Annotated in this window: 25 protein-coding genes and 1 pseudogene; 14 read left to right on the forward strand and 12 right to left on the reverse strand. The window is 49.0% G+C overall.

Features of this window, described 5'->3' with window-relative positions:
- Positions 1-278: 278 nt before the first annotated feature.
- Positions 279-1,214, reverse strand: coding sequence for a serine hydrolase (locus AC5I6P_RS15365; protein ID WP_495694651.1), 936 nt, complete (start codon positions 1,212-1,214; stop codon positions 279-281).
- 28 nt (positions 1,215-1,242) lie between these two features.
- On the opposite strand from AC5I6P_RS15365, the gene AC5I6P_RS15370 reads away from it, so the two are divergent.
- The 3 genes from AC5I6P_RS15370 to AC5I6P_RS15380 all read left to right on the forward strand — a co-directional run bounded on the left by AC5I6P_RS15370 (position 1,243) and on the right by AC5I6P_RS15380 (position 3,706).
- Entirely contained in the window at positions 1,243-1,986 is a 744-nt protein-coding gene (locus tag AC5I6P_RS15370; protein WP_495694652.1) for a C40 family peptidase, read from the forward strand.
- Between the two features lie 32 nt (positions 1,987-2,018).
- On the forward strand, positions 2,019-2,609 hold the full coding sequence (locus tag AC5I6P_RS15375) for a Uma2 family endonuclease (protein WP_495694653.1): 591 nt from the start codon (positions 2,019-2,021) through the stop codon (positions 2,607-2,609).
- Between the two features lie 77 nt (positions 2,610-2,686).
- Entirely contained in the window at positions 2,687-3,706 is a 1,020-nt protein-coding gene (locus tag AC5I6P_RS15380; protein WP_495694654.1) for a glycosyltransferase family 2 protein, read from the forward strand.
- Positions 3,707-3,711: 5 nt separating this feature from the next.
- Here the strand turns inward: AC5I6P_RS15380 and AC5I6P_RS15385 are convergent, their stop codons facing one another.
- Both AC5I6P_RS15385 and AC5I6P_RS15390 read right to left on the reverse strand, forming a co-directional pair.
- Entirely contained in the window at positions 3,712-4,182 is a 471-nt protein-coding gene (locus AC5I6P_RS15385; protein ID WP_495694655.1) for a hypothetical protein, read from the reverse strand.
- A 130-nt stretch (positions 4,183-4,312) separates the two neighbouring features.
- On the reverse strand, positions 4,313-4,888 hold the full coding sequence (locus AC5I6P_RS15390) for a transposase (RefSeq protein ID WP_495694656.1): 576 nt from the start codon (positions 4,886-4,888) through the stop codon (positions 4,313-4,315).
- On the opposite strand from AC5I6P_RS15390, the gene AC5I6P_RS15395 reads away from it, so the two are divergent.
- Entirely contained in the window at positions 4,887-5,039 is a 153-nt protein-coding gene (locus tag AC5I6P_RS15395; protein ID WP_495694657.1) for a hypothetical protein, read from the forward strand. The genes AC5I6P_RS15390 and AC5I6P_RS15395 overlap by 2 nt on opposite strands.
- Here the strand turns inward: AC5I6P_RS15395 and AC5I6P_RS15400 are convergent.
- Together AC5I6P_RS15400 and AC5I6P_RS15405 are read right to left on the reverse strand one after the other, a co-directional pair.
- Positions 5,004-5,243 (reverse strand): annotated as a pseudogene (locus AC5I6P_RS15400) (NACHT C-terminal helical domain 2-containing protein); the annotation flags it as partial. The gene AC5I6P_RS15395 and the pseudogene AC5I6P_RS15400 sit on opposite strands and share 36 nt — an antisense overlap.
- Before the next feature lie 12 nt (positions 5,244-5,255).
- Positions 5,256-7,292 carry an NACHT domain-containing protein gene (locus tag AC5I6P_RS15405; protein WP_495694658.1) on the reverse strand — a complete coding sequence of 679 codons (2,037 nt, stop codon included), beginning with the start codon at positions 7,290-7,292 and terminating at the stop codon, positions 5,256-5,258.
- Between the two features lie 145 nt (positions 7,293-7,437).
- On the opposite strand from AC5I6P_RS15405, the gene AC5I6P_RS15410 reads away from it, so the two are divergent.
- Positions 7,438-7,602, forward strand: a complete 165-nt coding sequence (locus AC5I6P_RS15410) for a hypothetical protein (RefSeq protein WP_495694659.1) — start codon at positions 7,438-7,440, stop codon at positions 7,600-7,602.
- Between the two features lie 380 nt (positions 7,603-7,982).
- On the opposite strand, the gene AC5I6P_RS15415 is transcribed toward AC5I6P_RS15410, so the two are convergent.
- Positions 7,983-8,720: a phycocyanobilin:ferredoxin oxidoreductase gene (locus tag AC5I6P_RS15415; RefSeq protein WP_495694660.1), complete on the reverse strand. Its 738-nt coding sequence runs from the start codon at positions 8,718-8,720 to the stop codon at positions 7,983-7,985.
- A 59-nt stretch (positions 8,721-8,779) separates the two neighbouring features.
- On the opposite strand from AC5I6P_RS15415, the gene AC5I6P_RS15420 reads away from it, so the two are divergent.
- From AC5I6P_RS15420 to AC5I6P_RS15430, 3 genes are all read left to right on the forward strand, one after another.
- On the forward strand, positions 8,780-9,634 hold the full coding sequence (locus tag AC5I6P_RS15420; protein ID WP_495694661.1) for a serine/threonine protein kinase: 855 nt from the start codon (positions 8,780-8,782) through the stop codon (positions 9,632-9,634).
- A gap of 40 nt (positions 9,635-9,674) precedes the next feature.
- The gene (locus AC5I6P_RS15425; RefSeq protein WP_495694662.1) at positions 9,675-11,075 is read left to right on the forward strand and encodes a serine/threonine protein kinase; all 1,401 of its coding nucleotides are present in this window, start codon (positions 9,675-9,677) and stop codon (positions 11,073-11,075) included.
- 69 nt (positions 11,076-11,144) lie between these two features.
- Positions 11,145-11,318 (forward strand): Sec-independent protein translocase subunit TatA/TatB, encoded by a 174-nt coding sequence (locus AC5I6P_RS15430; RefSeq protein WP_495694663.1) that lies wholly within the window; start codon positions 11,145-11,147, stop codon positions 11,316-11,318.
- An 84-nt stretch (positions 11,319-11,402) separates the two neighbouring features.
- Here AC5I6P_RS15430 and cphA read toward each other — a convergent pair whose 3' ends face one another.
- Together cphA and AC5I6P_RS15440 are read right to left on the reverse strand one after the other, a co-directional pair.
- Positions 11,403-14,120, reverse strand: coding sequence for a cyanophycin synthetase (cphA, locus tag AC5I6P_RS15435; protein ID WP_495694664.1), 2,718 nt, complete (start codon positions 14,118-14,120; stop codon positions 11,403-11,405).
- A gap of 450 nt (positions 14,121-14,570) precedes the next feature.
- Complete coding sequence (locus AC5I6P_RS15440) at positions 14,571-15,386, reverse strand: cyanophycinase (protein WP_495694665.1); 816 nt, start codon at positions 15,384-15,386, stop codon at positions 14,571-14,573.
- A 356-nt stretch (positions 15,387-15,742) separates the two neighbouring features.
- Between AC5I6P_RS15440 and trmD the strand changes: the two genes are divergently transcribed.
- The 3 genes from trmD (at position 15,743) to ispF (ending at position 18,083) form a co-directional block, all read left to right on the forward strand.
- Positions 15,743-16,483, forward strand: a complete 741-nt coding sequence (gene trmD / locus AC5I6P_RS15445) for a tRNA (guanosine(37)-N1)-methyltransferase TrmD (protein WP_495694666.1) — start codon at positions 15,743-15,745, stop codon at positions 16,481-16,483.
- A 65-nt stretch (positions 16,484-16,548) separates the two neighbouring features.
- Positions 16,549-17,529 (forward strand): DUF1517 domain-containing protein, encoded by a 981-nt coding sequence (locus AC5I6P_RS15450; RefSeq protein ID WP_495694667.1) that lies wholly within the window; start codon positions 16,549-16,551, stop codon positions 17,527-17,529.
- Between the two features lie 68 nt (positions 17,530-17,597).
- The gene (gene ispF, locus AC5I6P_RS15455) at positions 17,598-18,083 is read left to right on the forward strand and encodes a 2-C-methyl-D-erythritol 2,4-cyclodiphosphate synthase (RefSeq protein ID WP_495694668.1); all 486 of its coding nucleotides are present in this window, start codon (positions 17,598-17,600) and stop codon (positions 18,081-18,083) included.
- An 89-nt stretch (positions 18,084-18,172) separates the two neighbouring features.
- Here the strand turns inward: ispF and AC5I6P_RS15460 are convergent, their stop codons facing one another.
- On the reverse strand, positions 18,173-19,003 hold the full coding sequence (locus tag AC5I6P_RS15460) for a M48 family metallopeptidase (RefSeq protein WP_495694669.1): 831 nt from the start codon (positions 19,001-19,003) through the stop codon (positions 18,173-18,175).
- A gap of 258 nt (positions 19,004-19,261) precedes the next feature.
- Here AC5I6P_RS15460 and AC5I6P_RS15465 point away from each other — a divergent pair, with 258 nt between their 5' ends.
- Together AC5I6P_RS15465 and AC5I6P_RS15470 are read left to right on the forward strand one after the other, a co-directional pair.
- A complete protein-coding gene (locus AC5I6P_RS15465) occupies positions 19,262-19,795 on the forward strand; it encodes a DUF4330 domain-containing protein (protein ID WP_495694670.1) in 534 nt (177 codons plus the stop codon).
- Positions 19,796-19,956: 161 nt separating this feature from the next.
- Positions 19,957-20,742 (forward strand): hypothetical protein, encoded by a 786-nt coding sequence (locus tag AC5I6P_RS15470; RefSeq protein ID WP_495694671.1) that lies wholly within the window; start codon positions 19,957-19,959, stop codon positions 20,740-20,742.
- A 151-nt stretch (positions 20,743-20,893) separates the two neighbouring features.
- On the opposite strand, the gene gnd is transcribed toward AC5I6P_RS15470, so the two are convergent.
- The 3 genes from gnd to AC5I6P_RS15485 all read right to left on the reverse strand — a co-directional run bounded on the left by gnd (position 20,894) and on the right by AC5I6P_RS15485 (position 24,260).
- Entirely contained in the window at positions 20,894-22,408 is a 1,515-nt protein-coding gene (gene gnd, locus AC5I6P_RS15475) for a decarboxylating NADP(+)-dependent phosphogluconate dehydrogenase (protein ID WP_495694672.1), read from the reverse strand.
- 261 nt (positions 22,409-22,669) lie between these two features.
- Positions 22,670-23,752, reverse strand: coding sequence for a heat-inducible transcriptional repressor HrcA (gene hrcA / locus AC5I6P_RS15480; protein ID WP_495694673.1), 1,083 nt, complete (start codon positions 23,750-23,752; stop codon positions 22,670-22,672).
- Positions 23,753-23,900: 148 nt separating this feature from the next.
- Positions 23,901-24,260 (reverse strand): rhodanese-like domain-containing protein, encoded by a 360-nt coding sequence (locus AC5I6P_RS15485; RefSeq protein WP_495694674.1) that lies wholly within the window; start codon positions 24,258-24,260, stop codon positions 23,901-23,903.
- A 262-nt stretch (positions 24,261-24,522) separates the two neighbouring features.
- Between AC5I6P_RS15485 and AC5I6P_RS15490 the strand changes: the two genes are divergently transcribed.
- Positions 24,523-26,205, forward strand: coding sequence for a DUF3352 domain-containing protein (locus tag AC5I6P_RS15490; RefSeq protein ID WP_495694675.1), 1,683 nt, complete (start codon positions 24,523-24,525; stop codon positions 26,203-26,205).
- Positions 26,206-26,217 lie beyond the last annotated feature (12 nt).

The raw sequence follows: 26,217 nt of genomic DNA on the forward strand, positions 1-26,217 counted from the left end.
GATGGAGCAAACTTCAGTTTGCTCCTTTTTTATTGCCTAATATTTCTCAAGTTTGATTACTCATTTAAAGAAGAACATTCTCCTACCGAAGCTAGAGTGACGTCGCCATGCCCACGCTAGCAATACTCACAAAAATCCGCCCCATAGGAGCGGAGGAGTTATGGTGATTTGACTCTAGGACACATCGATATTGTGTCGAAAAACTAGGTTTAAAACTGTATAAAGCGTTGCTTAAGAAATAGTATTTCACCTTTTTAGAAAATTCATAGTCAAAACTGTCACAGCGTTTTCATTGCTTCTAAAACTTGTAATGACACAAAAGGAAGGATTGCTTCATTGGTGCTGTGCGGTTTTCCTTCCATAAAAATGATAAGTAGATAAGGTCGCACATCGGGAAACTCGACATAAACTGCGTCGTGCCGAACTTGGCTTGTGAGTCCGGCTTTTGACCACACTCCAGCCTGTGGCGGCACGCCTGCACCGATAAATCCAGTCACTTGATTTTCAGGGTCGGCGTCGAGGTCGGCAGGGTTAAGCGATCGCTGAATCAAGGTCATCATTTGACGCGATCGCTCTGGAGTCACAGCGACTCCGCCTACAATGCTGTGCAATAATCGCGCTGCTGCATTGGTGGTCAGCATGTTGCGATTCTCAAAATTCTCGCCGTAGAACGCTCGTTCTCGCCCGTAGGGTCCATCACACCACGTTTTCTGGTTAATGTTTACCGTTGCCAGTTCGTCCCAGCCCAATGACTGAAAATATCGATTCACAATATTGCGCTGCGATTTCCAGGTTTCAAACGGCGCATCTGGGATTTCAGGTCCTCCGGTGGTTCCGGTTAGCACATCAACGACGTAACCTGTGGCATCGTTGCTAGAGTCTACAATCATGTCTCGGAGTGCCCGATCGAGTTCTGCCGAGGCAGGAATCATGCCGCGCTCCAGCCATTCGTGCGCAGCCAACAGATAAAACAACTTCACGACACTCGCCGGATAAACGTTTTCTACGCCCCGGTAAGCATAGCCGCGTACGGGCCGCTGCCAAAAATCTTCTGGAGCAATCGCGCCTCCCGTATTCACAAACACAGGGGGATCGTAGACAATCCATGTCATTGCCAGTTGGTTGCGTGCGAGTCCCGAAAATTCGGCAAACGTCGAGTCGAGGATGCGATCGCCTAAGGATTCGAGTTGAGTGTCTTTGTGGAAGAAAGTCATGGCGGGAATGGGGTATCGAGGGTAGGGTATGGGAAAAAACCATGTAACCTATACCCTGTATCCTGTTTCAGTCATCTCAATTTCAGTCATCTCAATGCAGTATCTCACCAAAGCCAACTTAAATCTCTACAACTCCCCGCAACTGAGCGAACTTGCAACTCAAGCTGCCGTTGGCAGATACCTTAAAATTCTAACCTCCACCTCTTTGATTCACGTTCGGCTTTGCGAGGACGACTATGCAGGATGGCTTGATCCAAAGGATTTACAGCATTTAGAGGAAGTGAGTGAGGCTTATGTTGCTCCAGTTTTAACCGAGCGTGAGATTCGCGATCGCATTGAGGGCGCGATCGCGTTTACCCACGCGGCTATGTCTGTGCCAAATCAGTATCTCTGGGGCGGAACGGTTGCTCCCAATTACGATTGCTCTGGACTAATGCAAGCGGCGTTTGCGTCTGTTGGCATTCGCCTACCGCGAGATGCGTATCAACAAGAAGCCTTCGTCAAACCGATTGAACAGGATGATTTAATAGCGGGAGATTTAGTCTTTTTTGGATCGCCTGAAAAAGCAAAGCACGTGGGATTGTATTTAGGCGATAACCGATACATTCACAGTTCTGGGAAAGACATTGGACTGAATGGAATTGGCATTAGTGAGCTGTCGCTTGAGTGCGATGATGTCAGTCGCAACTACTATCTTCAGTGGCGCGGTGCGGGGCGAGTTGTAGAAAGCTATCAGCCTAATGGTTCTGAAGCAAATGATAAATTGGGATAGGCAAGGACACCACTGGAAGCGAGGCTAACGTTATGACACAGTTAATTGGTCAAACGGGCGACCAGCATACGATTCATCACGATCGATCGTGGGAACAGTTTAAGCTGATTCAAAAAGGCTTTGAAGGTTCTCCAGGAGTTCGCTTATTCTTCTATAGCGGCACAATTGAGATTCTCACGCCTGGATCAGAACACGAATTTTTTAAAGGCATTATTGGGATGCTGATCGAAATCTTCTTTCTTGAAAAAGAGATTGAATTTGCCCCCACTGGCGCAGTCACTCAGGAAAAAGAAGGTATCGCGTCAGCGCAAGCAGATGAGTCTTACTGTATTGGAAGTTTGAAACCTATTCCTGATTTTTCGATTGAGGTTGTGTTTACCAGTGGAGGAGTCAGTAAGCTGGAGCGCTATAGATTATTAGAGGTTCCTGAAGTTTGGTTCTGGGAAGATGGGCTATTCAGCGTGTACCGCTTACGTCGGGATGCTTACGAGCGAATCGATGGCAGCGAAGTTCCTGAACTAGCAGACCTTGACTTTGAGTTGCTCGCCCGATGTGTCTTAATTGCTCAAACCTCTAGACTTGCTGCCGCTCAAGAGTTTCGCAGGGCAATTCAAAGCAAGTAACCAATTCAGGTTACTGATAGAGTAATCTGAACTGTGATTCTTTATCTCACCTTTGCGATCGCAAGCCCATCATCTACATGAATCCTTCTCTTCTTCAAAGCGGTGTGCCGTCCTCTACTCTCCAACTCGATCTCTCTGTGGTTGTGCCGATCTACAACGAGGTAGAGAGCATTCCGAGTTTGCTCGACGCGATCGCGACTAGCCTCTCTGCACACAACTTGAGCTACGAAATCATCTGTGTCGATGATGGGTCAAAGGATGGCTCAGATGCGTTGTTGAAGCGAGAAGCGATCGCGCGCACCGATCTAAAAGCGGTGATTTTACGCCGTAATTATGGACAAACGCCAGCGATGGCAGCCGGATTTAGTCAGGCGAGAGGAAAGGTGATCGTGACGCTAGACGGAGATTTGCAGAACGATCCGAGCGATATTCCGATGCTGCTAGAAAGATTAGAAGATGGCTACGACTTGGTAAGCGGTTGGCGGAAGAATCGACAGGATGCGGCTGTTACGAGGGTAATCCCTTCAAAAATTGCAAATTGGCTGATCGGGCAAGTGACCGGAGTGCAGCTACACGATTACGGCTGTTCGCTCAAAGCGTATCGCTCTGAACTGGTGGCGGATATGAATCTGTACGGCGAGTTGCATCGCTTTTTGCCTGCTCTGGCGTTTATTGAGGGTGCAAGAATTACTGAAGTGCCCGTGAAGCATCATTCTCGTCGCTTTGGTCAGAGCAAATATGGACTCGATCGCACCTTCCGGGTGGTGATGGATTTGCTCACTGTGTCGTTTATGCGGAAGTTCCTGACTCGCCCGATGCATGTGTTTGGCTTGTTTGGGGTGGTGTCGCTGTTGACCGGAAGTGCGATCGCGCTCTATCTCGCAATCCTCAAACTTGGGTTTGGGGAAAGCATCGGTCAGCGTCCGTTGTTGATTTTGGCGGTTGTTTTGTTCCTCGCTGGACTCAATCTATTTAGTTTTGGATTGGTGGCCGAGATTTCGATGCGGACGTATCACGAGTCCCAAGGACGCCCGATTTACCGAATTAGAGAAGTCGTTGGACGAACAGAGGGCGTTCCTAAGGAGTCGCGCTTATAGATTCGCTATTCTCCTTTCCATGCCGCGATCAAGTCGTCGATCGTGGTTCCGAGAATGCGCGACAAGGGAGAAAGTTGATAGCTCTCGATCTCTTCTCCAGCGTAGATGGCGCGGAGTTCTGGAATGGAGAGGCGATAGGAATCACAGAACTTGGCAAATTCATCATTGTTGAGGTCGAGATTTTGCTGGCGCTGTTTTAACAGAGAGGCAATCATTGCGGTTCCGGCTAGGGGACGCTCGGCGTTGTTGAGATAGCGCTGTACCATTTCGCTCACATCGGAATTGCCGCCTGTGCGAGCAATGAGGTCGTAGCAGGCTTGATGCAGTGCTTTTTGCACCCGCTCTAGTTCAGAGAGTTGGTTGACGATGTGTTTGGCATAGTTGGGTTTGCAAAAGCCTACGGTGGAGCCGTTGTGAGATACGGGAACATAGCTCTCTTGCAAATCGAAGTGCCAGGAAGAAGTGAGTTGCGACATAGGGATGGGCAAAACGTAGAATGCGTTTTTTCAGAGTGCCCTGTGGTGTGTAGTGGATTTACAGCGATCGCGCGATTACTGCAAAGCAACTTCGATTGGGTTGCGGAAGTGTGCTTGTTGATGGTGGCAATCAACGATTGAGTTTATCGGTTTTCCAGCGTTTGGGATTGGTTTGAATGTATTGGCGGATGCGATCGAAGGCGGCGGGGTCTCGAATGATGTGGTCGTGAAATCGGGGTTGCCATGCGAATTCAGGTAGGGTTTTACAGATTTCAAATTTGCACCGTCCTTTGTACCAACGAATGATTTTTGATATGGAATCGTCGGACAACATTGGGTTGTGGTTGGCGGTTACGCCGCCGGAATGATGGGTATTGTGGTTTGTCGTTGTCGTCGTAGAGACGCGATTAATCGCGTCTCTACCGTTGTCGGGTAACCGATCGATGATCAAAATCCCATGGATATGGTTAGGCATGACGATGAATGCGTTTAATTGAACGTGGGGAAACCGATCGGGAATTTTCCACCACAATTTTTGGGCAATTTCACCCGCGATCGACAAATTCATGATTCCATTCTGAATATTGCCAAAAAAATGCTGCCGATTCTGGGTGCAAATGGTGATGAAATATGCGCCATTTCCGGCGTAATCCCATCCAGGTTTGCGGGCTGATTCAATCCGGTATTTGTTTTTGTATAGGGTCATGGTTGTTTCCCGTTGGCAAATTACCAATGACCCTAAAATGCCCGCAAAAAATGATGCGATCGCACCGCATCAATCGACGATCGCATCGTTCAATTTAGACCAAATCCCACGATCTCTACCGTTGATCCTGTGTACGTTTTTCAATCTCTAATATGGGCAACAACAACGTCTCTTCAATTTCCTGCCGCACGTTGCGACTGACATAACAATCGCTGTTTAGACAATCAACTAGCAGCTTATTGGCATCGTAATACTGTTGCAAAAGGCCTTTTTGTTCTTTGCTAAATTGCCAGTCGTGCCCAATGTTGCGATGCTCGATCGTAGCTTTCCTGAGTTGTTCAGTCCAAGCTTGACCATTCGCTGTCCACTATTGCTCGAAGGTTCTTCTATTCTGAGATTTCTCTAATAGTTGATCTTTCAATCTTTGTAGCTTGCGTTTAAGTCCAGGATCACGAGTAAGATCTGGATTGAGGGCATTGAGGATGGGAGTATCATCGATATCGAAGTCGAGAGTGAGGGCAAGAACGAAATCAAGAAAGAGGTCGGAATTGACAGAAAAGGCAACGGTATCGAGATCGTCATTGACAACGATTTGATGTCCCTTAAAGATGAGAATGGGGCCGAGGATGAAGTTGAAAGCGAGGGCAAGATAGAACACTCGAATTTCCGCTGATTTGTAAGTAGCCTCAACCGACTGCGACTTTTCCTGCACCCAAACCATGAGTTGCTGAAGCTTCTCATCTCCTGCCAAAATCTGTTTCATCTGATCCGTCTTAGCCTTCATTAACAGCAACAAATGATCAGATTTCGGCGTGATATTTGCGGTTAATAGAAAGACTTCACGCCATCGCTTCTCTGTCAGGTGTTCGACTAACCTTGCATAATCAGCTTCGTTAACAATCTGCTTTGCTGTGAAGTACTCTTGAAACGTTAAATGTGAGAACGAATAGATTCCTCTTGCCCGTTCGACTAATAGCCCATGCTGTGCCGCAATCGATTTCAAAGCCGCTTCACTGTCGAGCTGTAAGGTTTTTGGATCAGTTCTGGCATCAGGCAAGTTGATAATGTAATTAGCAATGTGTTGTTCAACAGCTCTCTGTTTGAAAAAATAATCTTTCTGCTCAAAAGTTTTGAGGGCAAGCTGGCTCAGAAGATCCTCTTTACGATTAATCGATAGCTTTTCATAGAACTGATCGCGCTGAATTTCGCGGCTTGCATCCCACTTACTTAATAAAACTCGCAAGCCGCGCTCATAGAGTTCTGCCCGATTTCTCGGAAACTCTAGCGACTCCTCACACTCTAAACACAGCAATGTCAGCAATAGCGGGTTACTTGCCAGTTCTTTAATCGGTTTATTTTTGTCTAATTTTTCAATGAGCCGCTCTGCAAACTCTTCTCCTTTCTTTAGATCTTTGCATCGAAACCAATTGTTAATAAAGGTTGAAATCTGTTCATTATCGAAATCTGCCACTTCCACTTCGGTAAAGCGTTCAAAGACATATTCCTTGGCGACAACGCGGCACGTGATCACAAAATGGTTGTTTGCATATTGATTTGAAAAGTCTCGAATTTCTCGCAACACTCGCCCTGTATCTTCTTCTCGGACTTCATCCAGTCCATCTAACAGGACAAACGCTCTACCCTGCTGGATCACGTCTTGAATTTGGCTTTTGGTTGCGTTGTTCGTAATCTTTTCTCGAATGTAATCTAAAAAATCCGGTTGGTTTTTCGTTTCCGCGAAATCCTTGAGTGTGATGAAGAGGGGAACACGATCGCCTAAAAAATGCCCTTCAATACACTGCATCCCCAAATACTTGAGAAACGTTGTCTTCCCTGCCCCTGGCTTCCCCAACACCATTAATTTATTGTGCCGTTTGACCGCTTCAATTCCGGCAATTCGCTCTTCTCTAACTCGACTCAATCCAAATCGATCGAACTCTTCTAAGTCTGCATTCTGCAACAGTTGAGCAAGTTCTCTGCGATCGCGAGCTGTAATCTTTTCCAAGATATTGACATTGGTATAGATGCCTTGCTCTCCGGTTAGCTTGATCGGTTGCGTCATGTCTAGCACTCGCATCGTACCGCAGCGCTCTTTAACTAAAGGTGTGGTTTGTTCACGGATGGCTTGAACTGTATCAGCGATCGCGTCTGATGTTACATCTTCGGCAATGTTGTCCTCTACTTCTCGCTGTGTAATTTCTTCCCAGTTCAAATCCAGCGCAGTGCAAATCTCAATAAAGTTATTGCGATTAATGGGCTTTCCCGCAAAGAAGTTACCAATCGGTTGACGAGTCTTTAGATCAATTGCTTGGGCTAAGCCTTCTTGTGTCCAACCCTGACTGTTGTAAGCTTTGCGAGCTTTTTTGATTCCTTCTGCGGAAGCTTGTAGCGATCGACCTGCCATGACCATAACCGTAAAAAGCTTTGTTAGTCTTTTAACCGATTTCACGCAATTCATGCAAATCATGCACGAAGTAAGCAGTTAGGTGAGCCAGCTTTCACACATGAGCTTGAGAAATTGAGGATGTAGTAAATGGAGATACATCCTAATGTCTAACGCAACCACTCAGACCCGTACTGAAATCCCTGTTGCAACCACACAACCGCAACCGATGCAAGGCGACTCAACCGCAACGATCATCATTGCGATCGCCAGCCTCATTCAAACAACGCTGATTGCAACAGCAGTGCTAGTCAAAGCCACTAAACGATAACTTGAGCTTTAGGCATGATCGCTCCACCCACTCTGGAGAGCGGTCATTTTCTGAAGTTTCGCCACCAACCCCTAACTTTTGCTCTTCAATGTTAAACATTCGTCGTTGAAGGTCTGAGCATCAAGCGTGAATGTTTAAGCTTCATCGCTGATGTTCAGAGGTTCAAGCGCGAAAGTCTAAGCTTCACCGTTGAAAGTCTGAACATCAAGCGTGAAGGTCTGAACATCAAGCGCGAATGTTTGAGGTTCATCGTTGAATGTTTAAGCTTCATCGTTGATGTTCAGAGGCTCAAGCGTGAAAGTCTAAGGTTCGTCGTTGAATGTTTGAGCTTCAACGACGAACCCCGCTCGTTCCTTCACCAACCTTTCATCTCAGCCAACTTACTCCACCACATCAAACAGAACCGTCGTGAGATAGCGCTCTGCCCACTCCTCACCAAACGCCTTCTCCAGCACCCGCCGCGTCTTGTCATTCAACTGCTGTTGAGCGCAGTAATAGCGCTGCCCCGCCAAAATCTCATCCCGGCGTTCCGGCGTCGGAGCCGTCGCAATCGCCCGTTGACAATGCACCTCCAAATACTGAGTCACCCGTGACAAAAACGCCGTTTCCTCCTCTGGATTCGTCGGACGCACCAGCAGACAGAAATTCGAGAAAATATCGCCCCATTCTGGAACCGGGCGCTGTTGAGAAAACTCCACCGTTGGCAATGCACTTAGACTGGCTTGATATTCCACAGACAGCGATCGCGCCTCATTTGTAGGCGACAGATCCACGATCGCCATACTAATCGCCTGTCCGCGACCCCCGACCAAATCTGTCCCAAACATCGGTAACGCATACTCCGGACGGGGAAACATAACGCAATGCAGAATATCCAACATTGTCCCCACTTTCGCAAGCTCCAAATGCAGCTTGCGAAACTGAGGAGCTTCATAGCACGCGTTCTCAATGGTCAACTTTTCGCCTTCCATCCGTCCTTCGACATAGCCCAAATCCTCTGGTAATCGGTACGGAGACAGATCTAGATAACGCTGCCATGTGGATTCGATCGCGTTCGCTAAATTTCGGATTAAGGGATGCTGCTGTTCACGAATAGACGAGGCTGAGAGGGAAGACATAGGAAAGGGATAAACAAGGTTTGTTTCAGGATATCAGTTTGAAGGTTGTGACAGAGGTTATGGCGACTGTAAAGAGTAGACTGGGACAAACAATTGTGGGTCAAGTATTAAGCGATCGCTACATCATTGAACGAGAACTGGGTCAACAAGCGAGTCGATCGACCCTGCTTGCTAAAGATCTTCAGTCCAATCAACAGGTGGTCATTAAGCTTCTATCCGTCGATGAGAAGGTGCGACAGGACGATTTGAACCTGTTTGAGCAGGAGGCAGAAATTCTCAAGTCCCTGTCTCATCCTTGCATTCCAACCTACTTAGACTATTTTCAGCAGGCTTCTTCGAGTGGGCGATCGCTGGCATTGGTGCAGAGCTATGTAAATGGTCGATCGCTCGAAGACTGCTTTACCGCCAAACGCAACTTTACTGAGGCAGAAGCCAAGCAAATTGCAAAGTCAATCTTATACATTCTGATTTATTTGCAGAGCCGCCGTCCCGCGATCGTGCATCGGGATATCAAGCCCAGCAGCATTATCCTTGCTAATAAAAAAGTCCATTTAGTCGATTTTGGCTCGGTCAGAACGCTGTTTAATCAGCACAACGGAATTGCCTTTACACTCCTCAGCCCGCACGATTACTCACCCCCAGAACAGTCAAGTGGACAGGCATTAACGGCATCCGATTTGTATAGTTTGGGGCTGACCATCATTGCGATCGTCACGGGCAAACGCCCCTTTCAATTACCGCACAAAGACCACCGCATCGATTTTGAACAACTCAATTGTGAACCGTGGTCTAACCTCACTCCAGAATTTGCAGATTGGCTCATGTGGATGACAGAAATTGATCTAGAGAACCGCTTGAAATCTGCAATGCAAGCGCTGCAAGCTTTGGATGCGGCTCAAGTGAGAAGGGCATAGGATAGAGGCAGCGATCGAGAATGCATTTCAGACAACGCTTATGTATCTCCTAGCAAATCGGTATCAGCTTGAACGGCAACTGGGCAAGAAAGCAGGCCGACAGACGTTTCTCGCCCGAGATACTCAGACCGACACTCTTGTGGTGATCAAACTGCTCCTGTTTGGCAGTGATTTTGAGTGGGATGACCTCAAACTATTTGAGCGTGAAGCCGCAACGCTACAAGGACTGTCTCATGCGGCGATTCCAAGCTATCTAGATTATTTCGAGGTGGATGAACCCGCTCGTAAAGGGTTTGCCCTCGTTCAAACCTATATTGATGCTCTGTCGCTAGAACAACACCTAAAAGCCGGACGCACCTTTAGCAAAACAGATGTTCAGCAGCTTGCTCAAGACTTATTGGAGATCCTGACCTATTTACACCAGCGTCAACCGTCTGTCATTCATCGCGATATCAAACCGAGTAACATTTTGCTGGGAAACCGTTCTGGGAATAGTCCCGGTCAGGTTTATCTGGTTGATTTTGGGTCTGTGCAAAACTGCGTTGCTAAAGAAGGCGGCACAAGGACGATCGTTGGAACCTATGGTTACATGCCACCCGAGCAGTTTGGCGGACGGGTTGCTCCGGCGTCTGACCTGTATGGTTTGGGGACAACGCTCATCTACCTTGCAACGGGGCAACACCCGGCTGACCTGCCGCAAGATGACTTGCGCATTGAGTTTGAATCGTTGGTGAGCCTCCGTCCAGCACTGGTGAAGTGGCTGAGACAGATGACAGAACCAAGCCTAAAGAAGCGATTTCGCACCGCCCAAGAAGCACTCAATGCGCTCCAAGCTCCGCAAGTTTCATCAGTTACGGTTCAACAAATTGCGGTTCGACAGCCCGTAGGCAGCAAGATTCGTCTCACTCAAACCAGCCGAGCCTTTGAAGTTCTGATTCCGCCGAGCGGGCTTCATGTTGCAGGATTCTTCATGGCTCCCTTTGCGATCGCGTGGAATTCCTTTATTTTCTTTTGGTCGCTGTTTGCCCTCCAGATTCCATTTCCATTGAATATTCCATTTCTGCTGTTTTCCCTTCCGTTCTGGAGCGTTGGCATCACGATGGCGTTTGGCGTTTTGTTTCCGATGTTTGGCTCGATGCGCCTAAAAATTGATGCTGAAAAGATTTCACAAACCTGGGAAATGTTTGGATTTGAGTACTCGCGTCCGCGTCCAGATCCACGTCAAAGTATCTATAAGCTCGTCTACATTCCCAGGCATTCGGTCAAAGATTCGGATGGCGATCGCGTCCAAAAGCCTGCCGTGCTTGAAATTCGTACCAACTGGAAAGAGTTTCGACTGACGGCAACCAAGGAAGGACTTGGAATTACAAGTGAAGCCGAACTGGAATGGGTCGCAAACGAGTTGAGCCAGTGGCTAAACATGCCGATTGAGCGAGGATAGTGTGTTCCCGTCCCTTCGCCCCTTAGAATGGAGACGACTAACTGGAGACGACACTAACTGGAGACGACTATGTTTAACCTGGGCTGGACTGAAGTGGTCATTGTCGGTGTCGTTGCAATTCTGATTTTTGGTCCAAAGAAGATTCCAGAGTTAGGTGGCGCGTTTGGGAAGACGTTGCGGAGTTTTAAGGAGGGAATCACGAAGTCAGGGGGTGACGAGGACGATCATGCCTCTGACGAATAGGGAAATAGCAGCCAACAATAGGCGGAGCCAATGATTGATCTGTGAATGCCCTCGATCATCGGCTCCATCTGCGTAATTCTCCAATTAGACACCTGAATGAGTTGAGACAGCCTCTTTAGACTGAATCGCCTCTGAGGCAACGATCGCTCTCCTCTCTGCTCCGCTTGATTCAACAGACGCGATCACCTGAACTGGATTGCGCTCCTCAATCAATTGAATCGCGCGATTGACGCTTTCAGGTAGAATCACGACGAGACTTCCAGGGGACGCACTATCTAACGCAGTATGAACGGCAGTCGTCTCATCTAAGATGACATCGTGCTGAGCGTTGGCGTTGGCTTGAGTGATACCGAGCTGAATCCAGTTTGCCGCATCGCCGCGATCGCGCCCCCGCGTGTCGTCGTCTTCTTTGATGATGATGCGATCGAAGATGCCTGCCGAAAGCCGTCCCAGCATCACTAGATCCTCGTTGCGGCGATCACCCGGACTGCCAATTACCCCAATGCGTTCACCCGTCGTCCAATTTCGCACAAATCCACCGAGTGCCTCATAGCTGTGGACATTGTGAGCATAATCAACCAAGGCATGGAACCGTCCTAAATCAAATAGATTCATTCGTCCAGGAGTCTGCTTGGTGGAGGCCTGGAACGTCACGAGCGCCGCTCGAATGTCTTCGATCCGCACGCCTTGAGCGAAGGCCGCTAAGCTTGCTGCTAATGCATTCGCAATCATAAAGGGCGCTCGTCCACCTAAGGTTAAGGGGACATTGACCGCTTGCTCAATCCGGAGCGTCCAGTCGCCTTTGAGGATGGATAGATACCCGTTTTCATAGACCGCCGCCAGTCCACCGCGTTGAGAATGAGCGCGAATCAGCTCATTCTCAGGATTCATGGAGAAATAAGTGACTTGAGCAGAAGTGCGTTCTGCCATCGCTGAAACTAACGGATCGTCAGCATTTAATACCGCATATCCATTGGGCATTGTGGTTTCTGCAATCACGCCCTTCACTTTCGCCATTGCCTCAATGCTGTTGATATCTCCCAAGCCCAAGTGATCGGCAGCGACGTTGAGGACAACGCCCACATCACACTGATTGAAGGCTAAGCCCGATCGCAGAATTCCGCCTCTTGCACTTTCTAAGACCGCAACTTCGACGGTCGGATCTTGCAAAATCAGTTGGGCGCTCTGAGGCCCGGTGTTGTCTCCCGGTTCAACCAGGTACTCCCCAATATACGTTCCGTCGGTGGTCGTATATCCAACGATCTGGTTCGTTTGCTTGAAAATGTGGGCGATCAGGCGCGTGGTAGTGGTTTTACCGTTCGTTCCCGTAATCGCAATGATTGGCACACGACTAGGTGTTCCAGGAGGGAACAGCATGTCGATGACGGGTTCTGCAACGTTGCGAGGAATGCCTTCACTGGGACAAACGTGCATCCGGAACCCAGGCGCGGCATTGACTTCAACAATCACCGCATCGACATCGCGCAAGGGCCGGGAAATATCGGAGGTGACAATATCAATTCCCGCAATGTCTAATCCGATGATTTTAACGACCCGTTGAGCTAACCAGGCATTTTCAGGGTGAATATCATCGGTGCGATCGATGGCGATTCCTCCTGTACTCAAATTGGCCGTTGATCGCAGATAAAATACTTCTCCCGGCTCTAATACGGTGTCGAGCGTGTAGCCTTTTTGATCGAGCAACTCCCACGAGGTGCGATCGACCTCAATTTTGGTCAGCACATTGTCGTGTCCTGTCCCTCGACGCGGATCGCGGTTGGTTTCCTCGATCAACTCTGAAATTGTAGAATGCCCGTTCCCGACTACATGCGCCGGAACCCGTTCTGCCACGGCAACCACTTTGCCATTCACCACCAGAACCCGGTGATCGCGCCCCTCATAGAACCGCTCGACAATCACTGACTTAGACACCGCTTTTGCCACATCGTACCCTGCTTCCGCTTGTTTCCAACTGGTGATGTTGATTGTGATGCCGCGTCCGTGATTGCCGTTGAGTGGTTTGATGACGATTGGATAGCCCCCAACATCTGCGATCGCGTCTTCGAGTTCATCCAAATAGCTCACCACCGTTCCCCTAGGAACCGGAACCCCTGCCGCCCGCAGCACTTGCTTTGTCCCTTCTTTATCTGAAGCCAGTTCGACGCCTAAAATGCTGGTATGACCACTCAGAGTTGCCTGGATGCGCTTTTGGTGTGCGCCATAGCCGAGTTGGATCATGGCACGAGCGCTGACCTCCATCCAGGGAATGTCTCTTGCCTCTGCTTCTTTGATCAGCGCTTCAGTACTCGGACCCAAAGCTGCCTCTGCCGCAAGATCTCGCAGATCCTTTAAATCCTGCTCCAATTCTGACTCTGGGTAAGATCCTTGCTCAATGATGCTCTGGCAAATTCGCACTGCCGCCCGCGCTGCGTACCGCCCCGCTTGCTCATTCTGGTACTCGATCACCACCTGATAGGTGCCAGGTTCTGCCGTTTCGCGAGTCCGTCCAAACCCAACTTCCATGCCCGCCAGTTCTTGCAGTTCTAAAGCGACATGCTCGACAATATGCCCCATCATGGTTCCGTTTTGCATGCGACTTAAAAAGCCCCCGCGACACCCAGGAGAGCAGAAATGTTCGACGAGAGACGGCAACGTGCGGACTAATCCCTCATAGAAGCCTGGAATTTCGTTAGATGGTATTTCTGCCAGCGTCTCTAAATCGAGGCGCATCACAATCAGTTTGGGACGGCGGATGCTCCAGTAATTGGGGCCACGTAATGTCAGAATCTTCAGAATCTTCATATGAACGACGTAGAGGGGTTACGGACTGGCAGATAGAAGCGGAAATCAATTCGCGATCGCGGAGCGAGCTTCCCTTGGAATCGCAAAGCGTTGCTGTTGAGTCGTGGCACGCAATCGCCTTTGCCAATCGGGTCAGTTATCCAGTGTGAGCGGTAAGAACCTCATGAAACTGTCCAGGATAAACAGTTTGTGCGATAAAGCGTCTCTGCAATTAACGTCAGTCTAGCTTACTAGAGGCTTGAGAACCGGTTGGTCATCAATGCACTATCTCAGGAAATTGCCTTTGAACACCTTGAACAATTGTCCGAGAGGCAACGAAGCAACATGTTAGTCAGCCTTGACCTAAACAATTAGGCGTTAAGAATGACTATGGTTTGATTCAGGAATCACTGTGGTTTGATCAGAAATGCTGGTTTGATCAAAGCTGATTGTGCCCTAGTGATCAGCGCTTCAGTGAGTTGGAAGGATCATTTTGCGCTTGCCTAAGTCAAAGCAGCAACCTGCGTTCAGGATATGGACACGCAAATTGCTAATGCACAACGGATCAGTTCGGTTTACGTCAGCTTGATTGGTATACGTCATCTCGCCTGGATCAACAATGGTAACGGCTCCTTTTCCCATCACTTGTAATCTGCCATCGCCTTCAAACACAGCGCAGGTATCTTCATCAATGCCAACGCCCAAGCGATCGTGGTGTCCAGCGATCGCGCTCATCAGCCGCGCCATCCGATTCCGATTATGAAAATGCTGATCCACAATGACTTCTGGAATAATGCCCAGCCCCAAAGTCATATCCACCATGGAATGATTTGGCGTTTCCCCGCTCCCGCCGCCTGCGATCATGTGATGTCCCATTACCGCCGCCCCAGCACTGGTTCCCGCTAAGGTCACTTCCCCCGCTTGAGCGCGCGATCGCAAAATCGTCATCATCGGCGTATCCGCCAAGATCCCGCACAGCCGAATCTGATCACCGCCCGTCATAAACACACCCGTGCAGTCCGAGACATACTCCTGCAAAATCGGATCACTGCACTGGTTGCGATCGCAGATGTTGAGAACCTCGATCGCTTTTGCGCCCATGGTTTGGAAAATGCTGCGATAGCGTTCACCAATTAAGGTGGGTTCGCGGGAGGCACACGGTAAGATGGCAATGCGAGCATCTTCGCCACCAGAGCGCCCAAAAAAGCTATGGAGGATTTCGCAGCCGTGGACTTTATCTTCTGCTCCCCCAATAACCATAATGGCAGTTTGAGTGCGTTGAGGCATCGTTGATTCGAGAGATTGCAAGGCTAAATGTAGCATGAGAAAGACTATGGGGTAAGGGTTTGGGGAATTTAAGCCGTTAGGGGACAAGCTGGTTAGATCAGCACCGCTCAATTTTGTAAGTTTTAATTTTAGAAGGTCAAGTTGAGATGATGAAGATAGGTTAGATACGAAATTGAGCAATAAGCTCACAATCCGTCCTGACTCATTCATTTGCTGACGAACCAATCAGCCTTTCTAAGCCATTGGCGCTGATCGATTTTTACTCATGGGTTTCTACTTAAAGGGCTGAACTAACAAAGGGCCGAACTAGCGGCTTTACTTGGGTTCAGCTCCACGATTCACAAATAACTTTTTTTATGCGTTTTGATATTGTCACTCTGTTTCCTGATTTCTTTGGGTCTCCGCTCAGTTCTGGGTTGCTTGGAAAAGCATTAGCGAAAGGGATTGCAGAGGTTTATCTCACCAATCCACGAGACTTTGCGATCGACAAACATCGTCGGGTAGATGATGAGCCGTATGGCGGCGGTGTCGGAATGCTGATGAAGCCTGAACCGATCTTTGCGGCAGTTGAATCTTTGCCTGTTTTGCCCCGTCGAGATGTGATTTTTGTGACGCCTCAAGGTCAAGCGATGGATCAACCACTGTTGAAAAATTTATCTTTAAACTTTGATCAAATTATCATTATTTGCGGACATTATGAGGGCGTTGATGAACGAGTCATGCAGCTTGTTACGCGCGAAGTATCGTTGGGCGATTTTGTTTTAACCTGCGGTGAAATTCCGGCTTTAGCCTTATTAAATGGGACGATTCGACTGTTGCCCGGAACGGTGGGTAAAGAAGAATCGCTCAAAGCAGAAAGCTTTGAAGCAGGCTTGCTCGACTATCCGCAATACACTCGCCCGCCTGTGTTTCGAGAGTTGGAAGTGCCGCCCGTTTTGCGATCGGGCAATCATGCCGAAATTGATCGCTGGCGCAGGCAGCAGCAGCAAGAGCGCACCCGCGATCGCCGTCCTGATCTGTACCAACAGTGGTTGGATCAAGAGAAATTGAAAGACTCAGCTTTAGAGAAATCGCAGAAATGGGAATGCGAAACGTAGAATGGGGAAGTGTAGTTACAAGTCTGTTCATGGCCGACTTCAAGCTTACGGACGATTTTTAAGTTATGTTAAAGCCCTTCTCTCAGCTGCTGAGTGCGACGATCGCGAGCTATTGCCTGCTCAACTCGTTCAGCATGCCAGTGCCCAGTTCTCTTAAATCCCAAGCGTGGCGCGTTGAGCAAGCCGCCCTTGCCAAAAGCAGTGGAGGACGCAGCCGGGGTGGATCGTTTAATCGCTCAACGCCCTCCAATAATGGGAGCCAGCGATCGCCAGAAAATTCTCGTGGGTCTGGAGGCGGTTATGGCTATGGCGGTGGTTATGGCGGTTATGGTTATGGCGGCGGCTATGGCTATGGAACCTCGGTAGGCGGCGGGTTGTTCGGTTTAATGGCGCTGCTAGCGGTAGGCGGCGTTGGGCTAGTGGTTTGGTATCTGATCTGGGCCAACAGAGGCAAGCGATCGGCAGGTAGCACTGAGCTAACGAATGACATCGTAACAGTCAGTAAAATTCAGGTGGCTTTGCTGGCTCAAGGCAAAGCAATTCAGTCCCAGCTTGCCCAAATTGTTGAAACGGCAGATCTAGACACCCCAGAAGGACGGCAGCAGCATGTTCAAGAAGCCGCTTTAGCGTTGTTGCGAATGCCGGAAAATTGGTCGCATGTGCAGACGGCTTCCGAAACGGTAAAATCGCTGAACGAAGGCGAGAGCTTGTTTGAGAAATGGTCGATCATCGAGCGGACTAAATACACCGAAGAAACGCTAACCAACGTTGGTGGTAAGGTCACTCACAAAGACTACACGCTAGAGCCAGACCAAGAGCCAGCGTCCTACATTGTGGTGACACTACTGGTTGGAACGGCGGACGATAAACCGCTATTTCAAGAGGTGCGAACCACTGAAGCGCTGAAAGAGGTGTTGGCAAAAATTTCTAGCCTCAGTCCTGACTACCTGATGATTTTTGAACTGCTGTGGACGCCTCAAGCAGAAGGAGACAGTCTGACCTACGATGAATTGCTGACCGAGTATTCCGATATGCTGCAAATTTGATCGAGATTTCAAGCAGAGTCGTTACGCGGCATAATCGGTTAGGTGATGCGAGTAATTGATCTAACAGAATGACCATCAGAATCGGAAATGGATACGATATTCATCGCCTGGTTGCAGGACGAGATCTCATTCTCGGCGGCATCAAGATCGACCATGAAACGGGATTACTCGGTCATAGCGACGCTGATGTCCTAACTCACGCCATTATGGATGCGATGCTCGGCGCACTCAGCCTTGGCGATATTGGGCATTACTTCCCACCAACCGATCCACAATGGGCTGGAGCAGATAGTGTGAAACTGCTAGAACAGGTTCACCACCTGATCCGCGATCTCGGCTGGCAAATCGTCAATATCGATTCAGTCGTCGTTGCCGAACGCCCGAAACTTAAACCCCACATTGACGCAATGCGATCGCGCCTCGCCGAAGCATTGCATCTCCCGGCAGATCGAGTAGGCGTTAAAGCAACCACCAACGAAAAGCTCGATGCTGTGGGCAATGAAGCCGCGATCGCATCATATGCCGTCGTCTTGCTAGAGCCTCTATCCACATGAAGTATCTCAACTTGCTCTGGTTAACGCATTGAAAAAGGGCAGCCCTCGGCTGCCCTTTTTGAGTTTAAATCCTACTCGCGATTAGCACATCAGCGTACTGCTGCGCGGTAGGCGCTTGGATCAAGACCGTTGCGTCCATTCGTTGGATTCGCACTAATCAATTGCTTGAGGCGCGTAATGCGATCGCTTGTTGCTGGATGATTACTGAGAAACGAGGGCGATGATCTAGATCTTAAGAGCTTCTGCATGAACGCTACCACTTCAGATTGAGCATAACCCGCTCGGCTAATCGTGCGTAACCCCCGCTGATCCGCGTCGTACTCATCGTTTCGGTTATTGGGAAGGTTGACCGCAAGCTGAAGACCCAAATTGACAGCAGTGCTGCGATCAAGTCCTCCGGCGGCCAGCAATCCTCGTTGAACCGCCGACTTCCGCATCTGAGCGAGGAGATGGCGACCTGTGACATGTCCAATTTCATGCCCAATCACACTCGCTAACTGTGCTTCGTTATCTGCCGCCTCAATTAAGCCTCGATGCACATACACAAAGCCACCCGTTGTAGCAAACGCATTGACGCTCTTGTCATCGACCACCTGGAACGTAAAGGGGAGATTGGAGCGATCGCTATAAGTCACAAGGCGTTGCCCAATGTTGTTGACATACTGAGTTAAGTTGCGATCGTTAGAGATGCGAATGCCCTGGCTAGAAAGCCGAGCATTCATCTGACGCCCAAGATCTACCTCTTGGCTATCCGATAGGCGCGTCAGTTGAACGCCTTGAATAACTTGAATTCCGCCTCGAAGCAAGTCCGCCCATGAAATGGCTTGAGCGACGAGGGGTTGTCCGAAGGCAATCGTCAGAACGATAGTCAGCGAGAGGATAGGATAAAGCCATCGATGACGCAAGTGCTGCTTAAACATGATGAAGGTCTGCCACTCAAAAATAGTCAGTTGAGAGAATAGTCAAACTAGAAAGAAGCGTTACTCCTCAGACGGTTTACAACTAGATTTAGTTGCAGATGACCGGAAGATTTTACCGAAAAAGGTGAGGAACCTGGGAGATGGCAATCTGCTCTACTCGACATGGTAATCTGTACTGTCACGATCCCGTGGTCTTGAATGTGGCAGACTAAATTCTTGCTACTCTAGATTCTTCCTACCAAAGTTGGAACGGTATTTATGGCTATTCTCGATTCTCAAGGTCGGTTGTTTGGTAAGTTCAGCATTCTAGACGTGGGTGCAGGACTGATTATTCTAATGGTGATTTTCGGGATCTTTTTCTTTCCTGGAAAATCGGGATCGTCGATCGCCAGCAACGCCGATCGGCTTCCGGTTGAAGTCGATGTTCTAGTGAGAGGGTTAAGTGTTTCTGATCCAAAAAGTTTGATTAAGGAAGGCGCAAAGACCAGCGTGATTGTGCGAAAGCAGCCAACAGGCGACGCAACCTTGACTGCTATCAAGTACTTGCCCCGAAATATGGCAGTTACGCAGCCGGATGGATCGCTCAAAATTTTGCCTGATCCGCGCCCTGAAAGTGCGCTATCTAACGATTTAATTCTCACCCTCAAAAACAATGCTCAAGTTGTGGGCGGAACCCCAATTTTTGGGGGTGAAAAGGTAAAAGTTGGAACGACACTGGAGCTAGATGGTCCGACCTACAATTTTGCCAGCAGTGTCATTGCCGTTCGGGTTTTGGAAAAGGCTAAATCGTGAGCGCAAATAGCCTAAGGTGTGTAGGCTCAGCAAAAAGTAGGCTCAGAACGTACCTTGTGCAGCGCCTTTTTTGATTCTGAAGTTCTACAGCGATCGCGATTAGAGCAGGTATTCTATTATCTGAATATTGTCTTGTATTGTTTTGTCTTCAGGTAAGCACCGTGGCACAGGCTTCATCTCAGTGGCGGAATCTGGTCGGTCTACTCCAAGCAGTTCCTCTGCCGGATATAGGAACAACGCTCAGCAAGCAACCGTGGCGATGGTCGGCTCCGGGAGGATGGCTGCTCGTCACGGGCGGCGCGACCGCGCTGCTGTTTTGGAATGGCAGGCTTGTCGTTGCTACGGGTGTCGGGGTCGGCATCATGATGCTCGTGTATCTGCTGCAAGACTCTAAATGGCAACCCTGGAAGGGACTAACGCCGCTTCTAAAAGGTTGGAATCAGTCGTTTGTGATCGCGGCGGCAAGTGGCGGAGCCGCTATGTTTGGCACCTATTTAGCCGTGTCAGTCTGGCTAGAGGCAGAACACCACTGGATGGCCACAGCAATGATTTTTCAGGGCACAGCAACGATGGGAATGCTTGGTCTGCTGGTGTGGCAGATGGCTGGGCAAAAGCAGCGTTCTGCCGACTCTAGCTTTGCTCAAACGCTGTCGGATTTATCTCATGATTCACCGCTTAAGCGGTTGATTGCTGTACGCCAGTTAACTCAACACATCGAGCATCAAGAAACTCGCGCCCAACGCCACCAAACGGCAGACTATCTGCGAGTGATGCTCACTCGCGAAGACGATGCGATCGTTCGGGATGCCATTTTAGAGGGCTTGCAGCGTTTACAAGAGGGCCGAGGCTTGCCGCCTAGTCAGAGGCAGCCGTTAGAAGTGACGCCCATCAAGGTACGACCGAAACTGCGTCAGTTGGGTGCGGTAGCTCGTCATCACGCTCCATAAGAAATAGAAAAAATTCCTTTAAACAATCAAAGGGGTGTCCAGATAGACACCCCTATTTTTTGCGCGTTCCTAATCTAAATCAGTAAAGTAGCCAGAACGAGATCTGACTGAACTCTGCTCTCATTATGTCCTGATTTCAGAGATTGCCCGTTTATTTTGTTTGCACCTCTTGAATTTCAACTTCTTCACGGGTGGGACGCGGCTGATCGGCTGCCAATTTTTCAGGCGTCGAAACTTTGGTCATCGACTCTTCGTTGAGATCTGTCCACTCGGTGTGGAAAACACCGTCTTTGTCAGTGCGGAGGTATGTGTGTGCGCCAAAATAGTCGCGTTGGGCTTGCGTCAGGTTGAGCGGCAAGCGATCGCGGCGATAGCTATCGAAGTAATCTAGCGAAGCGCTGAAGGCCGGAACAGCGATCCCAGATGTGGCTGCATGAGCAATGATTTGACGCCATGCCAATTGGCGATCGAGGATAGTTTGCTTGAATTCGGGCGCAAGCAACAGGTTCGGGAGATCAGGATTCTCGATAAAGGCGCTTTGAATCTTACCCAAAAAGCCAGCCCGGATAATACAGCCGCCTTTCCAAATACGAGCACATTCGCTCAAGTTCAACTCATAGCCATAGGTCTTGGACGCCTTGCTCAGCAATGCCATTCCTTGGGCGTAGGAGCAGATTTTAGAGCAATAAAGAGCGTCTCGTACCATGTTGATGAATTCTTTCTTGTCACCACTAAAGGTTGAGCTAGGAGCGCTCAACTGTTGCGCGGCATCCATGCGCTCTGTTTTGTAAGAGGACATAATGCGCGCATTGACAGCGGCAATAATGGTTGGAATCGGTACGCCTTGTTCTAGCGCATCTGTCACCGTCCAGCGCCCTGTGCCTTTCTGTCCAGCAGCATCGAGGATCAGCTCAACAAGCGGCATTCCGGTATCGGGATCAATCTTCTTAAAAATGTCTGCCGTGATTTCGATCAGGTAGGAATTGAGTTCGGAGGTGTTATTCCATTCAGTAAACACATCGTGTAATTCGTTGTGATCGAGTCCTGCGACATTCTTCAGGAGATCGTAGGCTTCGGCGATCAGTTCCATATCGCCGTACTCAATCCCGTTATGCACCATTTTGACGTAGTGCCCTGCGCCCCCTGGCCCAATATAGGTTACGCAAGGGCCATCTTCTACCTGCGCTGCAATCTTGGTGAGAATCGGCTCAAGATAGTCGTAAGCGGACTTTGTGCCTCCTGGCATCAGGCTAGGTCCGTTGAGTGCACCTTCTTCACCGCCGCTCACTCCCATGCCGATAAAGGTGAATTTGGCAGCTTCAAGCTCATGGGCACGGCGAGCGGTATCACTAAAGAGGGAGTTACCGCCATCGATCATAATGTCGCCTTCATCAAGAAGCGGCTTGAGCTGTTCAATCACAGCATCTACAGGTGTACCTGCTTTGACCATGATGAGAATTTTGCGCGGGCGCTCCAACGAAGCAACGAACTCTTCGATTGTGTAGGCTGCCTTTACATTCTTGCCGCCTGCCCGGTTCTCCATGAATGCATCGGTCTTTTCACGGGAACGATTATATACTGCAACTGGGAACCCGTTGCGCTCGACGTTAAGCGCTAGGTTTTCTCCCATTACGGCTAAACCAATTACGCCAAAGCTCTGTGTCATAAGATTCTCTGCTAACTCTGCGATCGCTGGTGATTCTGAAAGAATCGCTCTGAGCGAGGGTTCTTCTCACGGTAGCTCGATCCCCTAGAAAATAACTTGGAAGATTAGATTAAGACTCTAACTTTGGGGAGAAGGATGAAGAAAAAGTTGAAAGGTTTTAGCTCTAAAATTGTTATTTAAATGACAGTAATTTCAGCGCTCAATGCCCAGTACTGACAGATCAACTTGAATTGCTGACGCTTGAAATGGTTAGATTTTGATCTAGCTCAGTGCCTCTGACAGATAATCTGCCGTTGCCTCAACAAGCGCGATCGTATCTTCATACAGCATCCGGGTTGGACCTAGCACCCCCACACTGCCTACCGGAACCGACCCGCGATGATACGTCGAGGAAATCAGCGTACAGGTGCGAATTGGCTCTAACGGATTCTCAGCGCCAATCCGAATGGAGACTCGTCGGCTCGGCGTATCGGATTCAAGCTGATCAAAAATTAGCGGAACCAGTTGATGCTGTTCTGCTTCGAGCAGATGCAACAGCGTTTTCACCTGCTCTAGCTCCGAAAATTCGGGTTGTCGTAGCACTTCCGACACGCCACTGATGAGTAGTTGCGTTGGCACAGACGAGTGTGCGAACTGTTGCGACAGATCTTTGAGCAGCGAGGTCAAAATGTTGCTGTAACGATCGAACTCTCGCCCCAACTCACTCCAATCGAGCAGCCTTAGTTCTGCTAGCGATCGCCCGCGGAGTTGATCGTTTAGAAAATTAGACAGAATTTGCAGCTCTCGATCGATGAGGTCAGCTTCCCAATCGGAGCCGTCTGCGGCTTTTGGCAAGTCTAGTAACACCGACTGCGTTTCATATGTGTTTGTCACCACAATTAGCATGGCTCGCCGCGAATCAACTTGGACGAGCTGCACGTGACGTAACTGAGTTGAACTGGTAAGCGGCATCGTCATCAGCACAATGTAGCCGCTTAGGGTCGAGAGAATCTGAGCCGCGCCTTTGAGCAGCGCTTCAAAACTCCACTTCTCCCAATTGAGGCGATCGCTAAACAACTGCTCGATCTGAATTGTCACCTCTGTCGAAGGCTGAATCAGCTGATCGACATAGATTCGATACCCAGAATCGGATGGAACCCGGCCTGCCGAAACGTGCGGTTGGTAAAGCAGCCCTGCTTTTTCCAAATTGCCCATCGCATTGCGAATCGTCGCTGAACTAACACTTAAGTTATATTCCTTCACCAATGCTTCCGAGCCAACGGGTTCTGCTGTTGCAATGTAGTGTCGTATGGTTGCCCAAAGAACTTGCTGCTGACGAGCTGTGAGATTAGCCTTTATGGTCATTTTCCAACACCAAGTATTTTTTCAACACACGGTAGGTTGAACACGTTGAATAAGGTTTCGATGTTTAAGAAGCCAGCAATCATTAATGAATTGAATATTAAGATAGCAGATTCTTAATTTTATCTTGAAATTTCTAGAGGATGGGACATCAATACTTTGGCACGCTTGAATCAACTCTGTTTGAGTATTCCGCAATTCCTCCTGCAATATTTTTCACATTCGTAAAGCCCTGTAGGATTAGCCACTGGCACATCTGTGCGGAGCGAATGCCGTGATGACACAGCACTAGCGTTTCCTTCTCTGAATCCAGCCGTGCATGAATATCTCCAGACCACTCCTCGTAGTCGCTTAAAGGAAGGTTCATAAAGCCATTGAGTTGGGCCGTTTCGACTTCCCACGGTTCTCGCACATCTACAAGTTGCACGGGGTTGCCCGGCTCTGCTAACTTTTGTGCCAATTCTGCGACGGAAATTTGGGGTAAGGGTTGATGGGAGGATTGTTGAGACATTATTCGTACAGGTAATAGATTTGCTTTCAGGGACAGCTTACTTGATTGGCACGAAGCGCAATTTCAAGGAAATGCTCTGCAAGCTTTAAAGGTTCACACCCTTACTATCGTAACCCCCGCGATCGCTAGAACAGGCATGAGAAGATTTGCAGATAGATGGCAGGAAAAGCAGCGTCCTGAAATAATGTTTCTAGATGGGTGATGAGTGGATTGGCGTCCACATCCTACATCTGATGCTCCAGACCCTCGTTCTCTTGAAACCATGAAGTTCCGTTCGTTCTTAACTGCTCTAGCCGCGATCGCAGGTGTCCTCTTTCTGGTCGGCACTCTCGGCTTTGTTCTCATTTTTGCCCAAAGCCCGATCAGTTTGTTGCGCGGTAGTCCGATCGAGAGTCCCACGGCAGCCATGTTTATTCCTCGGCAGGCTCCCGTAGTGGCGTCGCTGCTCGTCAATCCAGATCGCTTAGAAACACTGCGTCAAACCATTGCCAAACCGGGCGATCGCAGGGAAGCACGAGCAGAGTTAGATCAGTTCAAACAAGGCATTCTAGGAAGTACAGACTTAGACTACAGGCGAGATGTGCAGCCTTGGCTCGGCGATGAAGTAACCGCTGCCATTACTGCCTTGGATGTTGATCGCAATGGCGGTAACGGAGAAGAACGCGGATATTTGCTGGCACTCATGACTAAAGATCCACAGCGATCGCGGGAGTTTCTACAACTGTTTTGGCAAAAACGCGCCCTTGCTGGAACAGACTTAAAGTTTGAAGCGTATCAGGGCACAACGATTATTAGCGGCAAAGTAGAAGGAATTAGCAGCAAAGTAGAAGGCGACGAAACACAAAGCTCGGCTCCCAATCCTCTTGCCACGGCGGTTGTTGGAAATCACTATGTCTTATTTGCCAACAGCCCAAAAGTGCTAAAAGATTCTATTAATAATGTGCAAGCGGCTGAACTAAATTTAGCCAGTTCGGCCGAGTATCAACGGGCAATTGCAACCCTAAAAGAAGGCAGGATTGGACTTGTCTTTCTAAACTTGCCCCAGATCCAAACCCTGACTGGAAAGGACATTTCTCAAGACGGGAGTCTAGCTATTTCGTTAGGATTAAACCGTCAAGGACTAATTGCCGAAACCGCTCTGCTTGGGGTATCTGAGACTGCAACTCAACCCAAGCTATCTAAACCTGTTGGAGCTTTGCAATATATCCCTGCAAATAGTCCAATTTCAGCGTCTGGCATTGATCTAGACCAGTTCTGGGCAGGGCTTTCTAACACCGCGAAGAACTACGATTTTGTCGCTCAAATGGTTAACCAACCCCTCGAGTCCTTAGAGAAGCAGTGGAATCTTGATCTAAAGAACGACATCTTTAGCTGGGTAAAAGGAGAGTACGCGCTAGGACTCGTGCCTCAACCTGGGAAAAATCAGCCCTTAGATTGGGTATTTGTGGCAGATAAGTCAGATCCTTCAGCACAAGCCGCAATTTCCCATCTCGATGCTGTCGCGCAGGCCCAAGGCATCACTCCAGGTTCGCTTCCGCTTGACGATCAAGCCGTTAACGTCTGGACGCGACTGGCAACCGGAACGCCTTCCAAAGGACTTTTTGTAGAGGCACAGGTTGCTGGAGTCCACACATCGGTTGGCAAGTACGAGGTTTTCGCAACATCTCTCGAAGCGATGAATGCTGTTCTGAATGCTAAGAAGAATGGATTAGCGAATAACCCAAGATTTGAACGCGCGATCGCGCCCATTCAAACCCCCAACAACGGCTATTTCTACATCGATCGGGACACTGCCCAGCCAGTTCTAAAACGGCAGTTTCCGTTCATTCAGCTAGTCGAATTAGCCGGACAGCCATTGTTCAATCACTTACGATCGTTGACAATTAGCAACTACGGCAGTGAATCCGGTGTTCAGCGGGGCGGTGCGTTTATACAGTTAGATTAAGAAAGTTAGAGG

The sequence above is a fragment of the Myxacorys sp. genome, from assembly GCF_059501405.1.